The sequence below is a fragment of the Bacillus sp. RO2 genome, assembly GCF_012911845.1.
Classification (GTDB): Bacteria; Bacillota; Bacilli; order Bacillales; family Bacillaceae_I; genus Sutcliffiella_A.
The window spans coordinates 60,566-72,646 of the sequence record NZ_JAAXCU010000025.1 but is presented as its reverse complement, the minus strand read 5'-3'; the positions used below and the strand labels follow the sequence as shown (position 1 = coordinate 72,646).

At 46.9% G+C, this 12,081-nt stretch carries 6 protein-coding genes and 1 riboswitch; of the genes, 4 read left to right on the top strand and 2 right to left on the bottom strand.

Going from position 1 to position 12,081, the window contains the following annotated elements; translation table 11 throughout:
• Positions 1–306: 306 nt before the first annotated feature.
• Together cydC and cydD are read right to left on the bottom strand one after the other, a co-directional pair.
• Positions 307–2,031, bottom strand: a complete 1,725-nt coding sequence (gene cydC / locus HF078_RS04940; protein ID WP_169290130.1) for a thiol reductant ABC exporter subunit CydC — start codon at positions 2,029–2,031, stop codon at positions 307–309.
• Positions 2,028–3,761 (bottom strand): thiol reductant ABC exporter subunit CydD, encoded by a 1,734-nt coding sequence (gene cydD / locus HF078_RS04935; RefSeq protein WP_169290129.1) that lies wholly within the window; start codon positions 3,759–3,761, stop codon positions 2,028–2,030. Before cydD ends, cydC begins: the two co-directional genes overlap by 4 nt.
• A gap of 429 nt (positions 3,762–4,190) precedes the next feature.
• A riboswitch (SAM riboswitch) is annotated at positions 4,191–4,311 on the top strand.
• A gap of 123 nt (positions 4,312–4,434) precedes the next feature.
• Here cydD and HF078_RS04930 point away from each other — a divergent pair.
• Genes HF078_RS04930 through metH form a run of 4 tightly spaced genes read left to right on the top strand, consistent with a single transcriptional unit; the run spans position 4,435 to position 12,067 of the window.
• Positions 4,435–5,553 carry a methionine biosynthesis PLP-dependent protein gene (locus HF078_RS04930; RefSeq protein WP_169290128.1) on the top strand — a complete coding sequence of 373 codons (1,119 nt, stop codon included), beginning with the start codon at positions 4,435–4,437 and terminating at the stop codon, positions 5,551–5,553.
• A complete protein-coding gene (metC, locus tag HF078_RS04925) occupies positions 5,550–6,752 on the top strand; it encodes a cystathionine beta-lyase (RefSeq protein ID WP_169290127.1) in 1,203 nt (400 codons plus the stop codon). The genes HF078_RS04930 and metC overlap by 4 nt, the downstream gene beginning before the upstream one ends.
• Positions 6,736–8,595, top strand: a complete 1,860-nt coding sequence (locus HF078_RS04920; RefSeq protein WP_169290135.1) for a bifunctional homocysteine S-methyltransferase/methylenetetrahydrofolate reductase — start codon at positions 6,736–6,738, stop codon at positions 8,593–8,595. The genes metC and HF078_RS04920 overlap by 17 nt, the downstream gene beginning before the upstream one ends.
• Entirely contained in the window at positions 8,588–12,067 is a 3,480-nt protein-coding gene (metH, locus tag HF078_RS04915) for a methionine synthase (RefSeq protein ID WP_169290134.1), read from the top strand. Before HF078_RS04920 ends, metH begins: the two co-directional genes overlap by 8 nt.
• The last annotated feature ends 14 nt before the right edge of the window (positions 12,068–12,081 follow it).

Here is a 12,081-nt window from a genome sequence, read left to right as displayed (position 1 = left end):
AGAGGATCAATTCGGTTTTAATTGATCCTCTAAGTAGAGGCGTGCAAGCGAAGTGAATACGTAGCGCGGAAGAAAAAAATACGCCAATCCTATACGTATTGATGTCTATTTTATTGACAGAACTCCACCTTCGGTCATTTGAAAAATTCGTTCGGTCAAATTCCTCAAAACTTCGGTCAACTTCGCGAAATCTTCGGTCAAAATCGCCAAAACTTTGGACATTTGATCCAGCACCCCTATTAGTCAAAGAAAAAAGCTGCCCAAGGGAACTCTCCCTCAAACAGCTAGACTTTAATAACCACTCACCTACATAAACACGCTCTTCTCAATCTCTTTCATCTCATAAAAATACCCCTGCATCCTCATCAACTCATCGAATGTCCCTGCTTCCACCACACGACCATTCTCCATCACAATGATCTGATCCATCTTATCAAGACCCGTCAAGCGGTGACTCACCAACACCAATGTATCCTCAGAGGCCGCCTCAAAAACTTTCTCAAAAATTGACGCTTCTGTAACAGCATCCACGGAGGAAGTCGGCTCATCCAAGAACCACAAACGTTCTGCCTTCAACAACGCACGTGCTATTGCAAGGCGCTGTTTCTCCCCGCCGGAAAGGTTCTCCCCTTTTTCCAACACCTCGTCATCCAAAGAAAAACCGTCGAGTTTTACCGCGCCTAATGCTTTCAACATTTCCTCATCACTCAATCCATCTTTGGCAAGCGCAAGATTCTCCCTAATAGTGCCGTAGAAAAAGTGATTTTCCTGCAGCACGACATTCGCCTTACTCCACAAATCCTCTTGTTCCACTGCAGTATAGTCCCACTCCTCCAAAGAGACAATCCCTTCCTCTGCCTCATAAATTTTCAACAGCAACTGCAACAACGTAGATTTTCCAGATCCACTCGGCCCAACAATCGCTGTTTTAGAACCTGCAGGCAAACTGATATTCACCCCATCCAGCGTCAAACGTGATTCTCCCGGATAGCGGAAGCGGACATCTTTCATATCAAAAGAAAATGTCTGCTGTTCAGGTAGTTCCACAGTTGCACCAGCAGACGCGCCACTTACAACCGGCTCCCCGTCCACCACATCATCTAACCTTACCGCAGCCCTTCTACTCTCCTCATAATGATTCGGGAAAACAGCCATCGGCGCGGCATTTTCAAACACAGTCAAGGAAATCATCACAAGCATCGCCAGGAACAGTCCATCAAACTGTCCTTGCACCGTCAGATACGCGCCAAGTGCAAGCAACGTCCACGAAACAAGCAACGTAATAAACGTGTTTACTGATTGATTGAACATCGCCTGTTTTCCTTCCCGCTCCTGCTCACTGACATAAGAATCCGCAGCATCGGCAAGCAACTTCTCCTTTACAGCAAGTTGCTGATAGATTTTCAAGTCACGGAAGCCGTAGAACAGTTCTGTCACCTCTGTAGAAAGTGCTCCTCTTTCTTCTCTGACACGATTTTGCATTCGTCGTTGTCCTACCGCAAAGATTGCCGGCACCACAAAGCCTGTCAGAATTAACCCGACGAACATCACCAATGCCAGATAAATAGAGAAAAAGGAAATGAAAAATATCGTACTTAAAAAGACAAGTACCAGCACTACCGGTGGGTAGAACACGCGTAGAAAGAAGTTCTGTAAGCTTTCTACATCTCCCACTATTCGTGCAAGCAAGTCACCGCTGCGGTATTTCTGAAAGATCTGGGGTGCAAGCGGCTCCATTTTTTTATAAAAAGAAACACGTAAATTACTTAATATCGTAAAAGTCGCCCTATGCGAATACAAACGCTCACCATAACGGCTGAAGGCCCGAGCGAAACCAAAGAGCTTCAACACTGCAATCATTACGGTCAAGGTATAAATCGGCGGTGCCAAAGCCGCTTTGGAGATAAGATAACCGCTGGATGCAAACAGCCCCACAGCCGTAATCCCTGCTGAGAATCCAAGCAAAATGGACAGGAGAATATCCTTCTTTTCCAGCATGACTAGTTTCACTACATGTGCTAACTCTCTCATCCTGCGCTCCCTCCTTGCTGAACAGACACCATTTCACGGTAAGCCGGCACTGTTTCGACCAGCTCCTCATGCGTTCCTTGGGCAATCAACGCGCCTGATTCTAGCAGTAAAATGGAGTCTGCCTGTTTAATTGTGTGCAATCTATGCGCAACCGTAATAACCGTCGACGTCTTGGCCAGCTCCTTCATAGAAGCCTGCAAAATCCGCTCTGTCTGCAGATCCAGCCCTGTAGTCGGTTCATCAAACAGGATGACTGATGGCTTTTTCAAAAAGGCCCGCGCCAACGCCAATCGTTGCTTTTCGCCGCCAGATAAACCTCTCCCAGCTTCTCCAATCTTCGTTCCGAAACCTTCAGGTAAAGATTCAATTAACGGAAGAATACCTGCTTTTTCCGCAGCACTTCTTATCTCCTCTTGTGTTGCTTCCTCTTTCCCGCCAATGGCAATGTTTTCAGTAATCGTTCCGGAAAAAAGGTACGGATTTTGCGAAATATAGCTCACTCGGTCAAACCACTCTTTTTCCTTGTATTCAAATAATGGCTTTCCGTCCACGAGCACTTCCCCTTCTGTCGGACGAATCAACCCTGCCATCAGATTGAGCAGTGTTGATTTTCCGGCACCACTTCTACCAATCAAAGCAAGCTGCGTATATGGCTGGATATCCACTGTTATATTTTCTATAGCAAAGCCTTGATCTCCATAACGGAATCCAAGGTTTTTCAATTGTAAAGCAGGAGGCACCTTCTCCTTTTGAAGATCAGCGTCTCCCCATTCAATAGGATGCTCCTCTTCTGCCAGCTCATCTGTCACCTTTTTCGCGGCTCCCATACTTCCACGCCCCGTATGAAAGGCGCTTCCAAGTTCTTTCAAGTAGAGGTAGAACTCAGGTGCCAATACTAATACGAAAAAAGCAGTAAAGAACGTAACATTTTCAAAAACAACAAGCTGCAAGCCGACCTCAAGCGCGATCAAACCGATGGCAAGCATTGAAATGAATTCCAGCATCAAGGATGACAGAAATGCGATTCTCAACACTTCCATCGTCGCATCACGGAAGCTTAAGCTGCTGTCTTCAATCGTTTGCTGCTGTCTGGCTGAGCGACCAAAAAGCTTTAACGTCGTGAGTCCCTGCAAAGTATCAAGAAACGTTCCCGAAAAAGCATTCAGTTTATCCATCTGCTCTTCTGATTTTTTCTTTGTTTTCAAGCCAACCACAATCATGAAAATGGGAATGAACGGCGCCGTGATTAATATAATCAAACCTGTATTCACATGCTGACTGAATGCCGCAATCAAGATCATGATAGGAATAATGCTCGATTGGATGACCTGTGGTACATACCTGCTGAAATACGGATCAATCTCATCCACCGCATCCATCATGACGCTCACCTTTTGGCCGGATTGACCTTTCAGGGAAGCTTGGACCGGACTACGAGAAAATTTCTGCAGCAACGCAATGCGGAAATCTCGTTTTACTTTGGCAGCAAGCTTCACGCCTGTGAGACCGCTCCAATATGTCAAGGCCGCTCGAGCAGCCAATACAACTAGAAGGCCACCTAGAAATGGCAAGATCTCTTGAAAAGTGTGGCCTCGTAGGAACACTCGGTCCACGATGGTGACGAAGAAATATGCCTGCCCGATAACTGTCGCTCCTGTGAGGATGGCAATTAAGATAAGCGCCATCCTTGTACCTCTATGTGATTTTGCGATTGTTTTTAAATCAGTCATATAGATAAATCCCTCTTTTCTGTTAATGAAAATCGGATTAGAATAGTTAGTTAGTGAAAAGTTTCACATACTTTATAGTTAACATTATATAACATGCTCGGTGGAATTTCTTCTTTTGGGATTGACCATTTTATGACATATTCTATGAACTTTACCCTTAATCATTTGATTTTAAGTATAAGAAAATTGTTATTGAATAATGAAAGAGATACGTTTTAGTTTAATTTTAGTAAACTTTTCGTTCACTTGCAGTTTCCTCCATCTTACATTAATTCAAATTCACCTCTAAAAGTTAAAATTAATTCCCTACTTCTACCCCACCCCTTCACCGCATAAAATAATTCATCCAGAAAAAAACATTGCATTTCACCCAGACCTGTTGTAAATTAGTAAAATAATTAAATTGTTCTGATAATTAAATAGTGAACTTTCTTATCCAGAGAGGTTGAGGGAATGGCCCGAAGACACCTCAGCAACCAGCAACGCCCGATAAAAAGGACGTTGAAAAGGTGCTAATTCCAGCAAGCTGTAATGCTTGCAGAGATGAGAAGAATGAACTTTCGATAGAAAAGTCTTCTTCTTATAGAAGGCTTTTTCTTTTTATCCAATAAAGCATTAAACCCTCATCCCTCTGGAAGAAACGATTGTCACTTACCATATAGGAGGCCTTTTCATGTATAAAACGGAAACGAAGCTTGCGCAAATTGGAAATCGTTCAGAAACTGCCACTGGAACCGTGAATCCACCTGTTTATTTTTCCACCGCCTATCGCCATGAGGGCATCGGACAATCGACGGGCTATGACTATACAAGAACCGGAAATCCCACTCGCCATGTGTTGGAAAAAGCCATTGCGGATCTAGAGGGCGGCGACCAAGGGTTTGCATGCAGTTCAGGAATGGCGGCCATTTTAACCATCCTATCCCTCTTTAAATCTGGTGACCACCTCATCGTATGTAAGGACCTGTACGGCGGCACGTACCGTCTTTTTGAAGAAGGTTATAAAAAATGGGGACTGTGTTGTAGCTATGTGGACACGACCGACCTTTCAGAAATTGAAAAAGCCATTACTTCACAGACGAAGGCTATTTTTGTGGAGACTCCCACCAATCCCCTAATGGTAGAAACAGATCTCGAGGCCGTTTCCCAGCTTGCGCAAGCACATGGACTCCTTTTGATCTGTGACAATACGTTCTACACTCCTGTTCTATTAAATCCCATAAAATTAGGCGCAGACATCGTCATTCACAGTGCCACCAAATATCTTGGCGGCCATAATGATGTGCTGGCAGGGCTCATTGTCACAAAAGGCCCGGAGCTTTGTGAATCACTGTCGCTTCACCATAACGCAGCAGGTGCGGTACTCAGTCCGTTCGACTCGTGGCTGTTGATCCGCGGCATGAAAACCTTATCCCTTCGCATGGAACGCCATGAAAAGAATGCGAAGCGAATCGCGGAATACTTGAATCAGCATGACTCCATCACAGACGTCCTTTATCCAGGTAGAGGCGGCATGCTTTCTTTTCGCATCCAAGACGAAGCGTGGGTCAATCCCTTACTGCAAAACTTAAATCTTATCACTTTTGCCGAAAGCCTTGGCGGCGTGGAAAGCTTCATTACTTATCCTGCCACCCAAACGCATGCGGACATTCCAGAAAAGATCCGGATGGAAACCGGCGTATGCAACAGATTGTTACGCTTTTCAGTCGGCATTGAAGACGCAGAAGACTTGATTCAAGACTTAGAGGCGGCACTGACAGCTGCTTCCATTCAAAAGGAGGTCCTATCATGAGCCATTCTTTTCAAACGAAGCTGTTACACAACCGTCATAAGTTTGATAAAAGTAACGGAGCGGTGAGCGTGCCCATACAACATGCCTCCACTTTTCATCAGGCTGATATCGATTCCTTTGGCAAATATGACTATGGACGCTCTGCCAATCCGACCCGGGAAGCACTCGAAGAAACAATTGCCCATTTAGAGGACGGAGCGCGTGGCTTTGCTTTTTCATCCGGCATGGCTGCTATCTCGACTGCTTTCCTCCTTCTTTCACAAGGAGATCATGTCCTAATCTCAGAAGACGTTTACGGTGGAACCTACCGAATTGTTTCAGAGGTTCTTACCCGTTACGGCGTGGAGCACACTTTTGTAGATATGACCAATTTGGAAAAAGTGAAAGCAGCCATCCAAGCCAACACGAAACTATTTTACGTAGAAACACCATCCAACCCGTTGTTAAAAGTAACAGACATCACGGCTGTGTCTACCCTCGCTAAATCAGTCGGTGCTTGGACATTCGTCGACAACACTTTCTTGACGCCAGCCTTGCAAAAGCCGCTGGAGCTTGGCGCAGACCTTGTCCTGCACAGTGCAACGAAATTTCTGTCCGGACACAGTGATGTCGTGGCAGGACTTGCGGTGGCGAAGGATCCTGTGCTTGCCGACCGTTTAGCTTTTTTGCAAAATTCTTTCGGCGCGGTGCTTGGCGTTCAAGATGCCTGGCTGGTCTTAAGAGGGCTCAAAACCTTACATGTAAGGCTCGAGCAATCCCAAAAATCAGCCTACAAGATTGCCAGTTATCTAGAAAAACACCCTGCCGTTAAAAAGGTATATTTTCCAGGATTGACGACACACCCTGGCTTCACCCTTCAACACAGACAGGCGCAGGGGCCTGGAGCTGTTCTTTCTTTTGAACTGCACAGCGAGGAGGACCTACGAAAATTTGTCGGAAAGGTTGAGATCCCGGTTTTTGCCGTGAGTTTAGGGGCAGTAGAGTCCATCCTTTCCTTCCCAGCAAAAATGTCACATGCGGCGATGCCGGAAGCAGAACGATTAAAACGCGGCATCTCCAACTCCCTACTCCGCCTGTCTGTAGGACTTGAAAGTGCGGAGGATTTAATAGAAGACTTTGAACAGGCATTTCAACATACCAGTGCAGCAGCAAGCGGAAACCAAGAGCAACGGAGGGTCATTCATGGGAATCTTAGATAGTTTAGCGCAAGACAAAATATTAATTGCAGACGGTGCGATGGGAACCCTCCTCTATTCCTACGGCTCTGATTGTTGCTTTGAGGAATTGAATTTGTCGCAACCAAACCAAATCTATAATATCCATCAGGCATATTTGAATGCCGGTGCCAACCTTATCCAGACCAATACGTATGCGGCAAACTACCACAAGCTTGAGCGCTATGGCTTGCAGGATCAGGTAAAGGAAATAAACAGTGCGGCGGTGAGGCTAGCGAAAAAGGCCGTGGTGAATCACCCTGATGCTCATGTGGTCGGTACAATTGGCGGGATCCGCGCCATCAAGCCGGAAGCAATTCCGCTTGAAGAAATCAAACGCACCTTCCGCGAACAGCTTTACTGCCTGCTGCTTGAAGGGGTGGATGGTATTTTACTTGAAACCTTCTATGACCTGGAGGAATTAGAGACGGTTCTGCAGATTGCTAGAAAAGAAACGGATCTGCCCATCATTGCACAAGTGTCTCTCCAAGAAGTTGGTTATTTGCAGAACCGCGTGCATATCACAGATGCCTTGAACCGTTTGGAGTCACTTGGTGCAGACATCGTCGGGTTAAACTGCCGCCTTGGCCCATATCATATGATTTCCACGCTGGAAGAGGTATCGATTCCAAAGACTGCTTATCTTTCGGCTTATCCGAACGCAAGTCTTCCCTCCTATGTGGACGGAAAGTTGGAATATGACAGCGACGCAGAATATTTTAAAGAAACCGCATTAGCTTTTCGAGACCAAGGCGTAAGATTATTAGGTGGCTGCTGCGGAACGACGCCGGCTCATATACAGGCCTTTTCCCAAGCACTACAGGACGTGACCCCTGTTAAAGAAAAACAGGTAAAACGAAAAGAAAGAACCATTATCATCCCTTCAAAAAAGAAGGAAGTGCCAACACCTCTTTTTGAAAAAGCAAAAAAAGAACGGTCCGTCATCGTGGAACTCGATCCTCCACGCAAATTGAACACAGATAAATTCATGGCTGGTGCTCAAGCCTTGAGGGATGCAGGCATTGATGCCTTGACCTTGGCAGACAATTCCCTTGCTTCCCCACGGATCTGCAACACCGCACTTGGATCCATCGTGAAATCAGATATCGGCTTGCGCCCTCTTATCCACATCACTTGCCGCGACCGCAATCTGATCGGCTTGCAGTCACACTTGATGGGACTCCATCAACTCGGCATTCATGATGTGTTGGCAGTAACTGGCGATCCAACGAAGGTCGGTGATTTTCCTGGTGCCTCCTCCGTCTATGATGTCACATCGTTTGGTCTCATCAATATGATCAAACAATTTAACCAAGGTGTCTCTCTTTCCGGAAAAGAACTTGGCGAGCGCACCAGTTTCTCTGTCGGCGCTGCCTTCAATCCCAATGTTCGCGTTATTGATAAGGCCATCGAACGACTGGAGAAAAAAATAGACGCTGGTGCAGATTATTTCATCAGTCAGCCAGTCTTTTCAGAAGAAAAATTACTGGAAGTCTATCAGGCTACGAAACATATTGATGCCCCTATTTATATTGGGATTATGCCGCTAACAAGCAGTAGAAACGCAAACTTCCTTCACCATGAGGTGCCGGGGATCAAGCTGACTCCACAGGTGCTTGAGGCGATGAATCGTCACCAGAATGATCCACAGCAGGCAAGTAGGGAGGGGTTGAACATTGCGAAAGGGCTGCTTGATGCCGCACTTGAACTATTTAACGGCATCTACTTGATCACCCCGTTCATGCGTTATGAACTGACAGTCGAGCTTGCCAACTATGCAAAAAAATACGGTCCGTTCCATTCATCCAGGAGGGTTCAAAATGTCTAAACCTATCACACTACTAGAACAGCAGTTGCAAAAAAAGATTCTAATTATGGACGGCGCCATGGGAACGATGCTGCAGCAGGCAAACCTTACACCAGATGACTTTGGCGGCGAAGAGTATGACGGCTGTAATGAAAACCTGAATATCACCGCACCCGATGTCATCGAACGCATCCATGTCGAATATTTAAACGCCGGTGCTGATATCGTGGAGACGAATACGTTCGGTGGAACAGATCTTGTGCTTGATGAGTATGAGCTTGGCTTTAAAGCTTATGAGATTAATAGGCTTGGCGCGGAAATTGCCAAGCGTGCAACCTCTCAAGTTTCCACCACGGAGTGGCCGCGCTTTGTGGCAGGCTCGATCGGTCCGACAACGAAAACACTTAGTGTTACGGGTGGAACCACCTTTGACGCACTGACAGATTCCTATGAGGAGCAGGCCCGCGGATTGCTGGACGGCGGTTCTGACTGTCTTTTAATAGAGACGAGCCAAGACTTATTGAACGTAAAATGCGCTTTCCTTGGAATTCAGCGCGCTTTTGAAAAGACTGGCATTACGGTTCCTGTCATCATCTCCGGTACCATTGAGCCGATGGGAACCACCCTTGCAGGTCAGGCGATTGATGCCTTTTACGTTTCTGTGGAGCACATGAAGCCACTTGCAGTCGGGTTGAACTGTGCGACCGGGCCGGAATTCATGCAGGACCATATCCGGACGCTTTCCAACCTGTCCAAAAGTGCAGTGAGCTGCTACCCAAATGCAGGCCTCCCGGATGAAGAAGGTCATTACCATGAAACACCTCAGTCCCTTGCGACCAAGCTTGGCGGATTTGCCGAGCAAGGCTGGCTGAACATTGTCGGCGGCTGCTGCGGAACGACACCAGATCATATCCGCGCGATTGCAGATGTGATGAAGAATTACAAACCGCGCGCTTCTACTTCTGTTCCTGACCACCATAGTGTCTCTGGGATAGAATCGTTCATCTATGACGATCCTTCCCTTCGTCCAATCATGGTCGGGGAGCGCACCAATGTCATCGGATCCCGCAAGTTTAAGAGACTGATTGCGGAGAAGAAATTTGAAGAGGCGGCAGAAGTGGCGCGGGCCCAGGTAAAAGGCGGCGCACACGTTATCGACATCTGCCTTGCCGACCCAGACCGCGATGAGCTTGAGGACATGAAAGCTTTCGTACAAGAAGTCGTGAAAAAAGTGAAGGTACCCCTTGTCATCGACTCCACCGACGAACAGGTCATCGAGGCAGCGTTGAAATACTCACAAGGAAAAGCGATCATCAACTCCATCAACCTAGAGGACGGTGAAGAGCGCTTTGAAGCGATCATTCCGTTGGTTCATCAATACGGAGCCGCACTTGTCGTCGGTACCATTGACGAAGAAGGTATGGGCGTTAGCGCTGAACGCAAGCTTGAGATTGCGCAGAGGTCCTATGATCTTTTAGTGAACAAGTATAAGGTATCCCCTACTGACATCATATTCGATCCGCTTGTTTTCCCTGTCGGTACTGGTGACGAGCAATATATCGGTTCTGCCAATGCGACGGTAGAGGGCATTCGTTTGATAAAAAAACATTTCCCTTCCTGTTTGACTATACTCGGCGTCAGCAATGTTTCTTTCGGGCTCCCACCTGTCGGGCGTGAAGTGCTCAATGCCGTTTATCTCTATCACTGCACACAAGCAGGCCTGGATTATGCGATTGTGAACACAGAGAAGCTGGAGCGTTTTGCCTCCATCCCGGCCGAAGAGGTAGAGATGGCGGAAAAATTACTGTTTGAAACAACCGATGAATCGTTAGCGGTGTTCACGGAATTTTACCGCGGCAAAAAGAAAGAAGCGAAGTCCAATATTCCCGATTTGCCGCTTGATGAGAGATTAGCCTACTACGTGATAGAAGGAACAAAAGAAGGGCTCCTCCCTGACCTTGAGCTTGCATTGGCCGCCTACCCTACTCCATTGGAAATCATCAACGGTCCATTGATGAACGGGATGAAGGAAGTCGGCCGCTTGTTCAATGACAACCAGCTGATTGTTGCGGAAGTGCTGCAAAGTGCAGAGGTCATGAAAGCCTCCGTCGCATTTTTGGAACCGCATATGGAAGCAAGCGATACCTCCTCTTCAAAGGGAAAGGTATTGCTCGCAACCGTTAAAGGCGATGTCCATGACATTGGGAAAAATCTGGTCGACATCATCTTAAGCAATAACGGATATGACGTGGTTGATCTTGGAATAAAAGTGACTTCCACCGACTTGATTCAGGCTATTAAAAAAGAAAAACCAGATATTGTCGGCTTATCCGGATTGCTTGTGAAGTCCGCTCAACAGATGGTGTTGACAGCGCAGGATATGAAGCAATCCGACATCTCGGTTCCTATTTTAGTCGGAGGGGCTGCGTTGTCTCGTAAATTCACAGACAACAAAATTTCCAAAGAATACGAAGGGCTTGTCCTGTACGCGAAGGATGCGATGAACGGCTTGTCTCTTGCCAACCAGTTGCGTTCACCTGAAGAGTTTGAAGTATTGGTGCATGAGCAGGCGGAGAAACAGAAGAAGTTGCGGGAGGCGGAGGCAGCTGTAGAAAGCGCGTCTGGAGAAGTTGCCGACAGCAGTGCTGTTGCGACGGCCGTTAAAGTTCGCTCCAATGTCTCCCGTGATGTACGTGTATTCACACCAAGTGATACAAAGCGTCACCTGCTGCGGAACATTTCCGTCTCCCATGTGGAACCGTATATCAATATGCAAATGTTGATTGGCCATCATCTTGGGGTGAAAGGAAAGATTGAGAGATTGTTGGAGGAAAAAGACGAGCGCACCTTGCAAGTTAAAGGTGTGGTAGATGAGCTGCTGGCAGAGGTAAAGCGGAATAAACTGATTACTCCAGCTGCCGTGTATCAATACTTTCCGGCTCAGTCTGAGGGCGATACCCTGTTTATCTATGACCCGGAGGACACGAGTAGAGTGATGGAGCAGTTCGATTTTCCAAGACAGGCAAAAGCTCCTCATCTTTGCTTGGCCGATTATGTAAAACCTCGTGACAGTGGAATCATGGACTATGTAGGATTATTTGCGGTAACTGCCGGCAGAGGCATTCGTGAATTAGGTGCTGCTTATAAAAAGGAAGGCCGGTTCTTGGAAAGCCATGCCCTGCAGGCTTTGGCGCTTGAGACCGCAGAAGGCCTAGCCGAACTCGTTCATCAGCAAATGCGCGACCGTTGGGGATTCCCGGATTCTGTCAGTTTTACGATGAAGGAACGTTTCGCCGCTAAGTATCAAGGTCAGCGCTTCTCGTTTGGTTATCCGGCGTGTCCCAATTTGGATGATCAGCAGAAGCTGTTTAAGTTGATTCAACCCGAGGATATTGGAGTAGAGTTGACGGATGGTTGTATGATGGAGCCGGAAGCATCGGTGTCGGCAATTGTTTTTGCCCATCCGGAGGCTAGGTATTTTAATGTGATGTAGAGAAAGAACTCCCG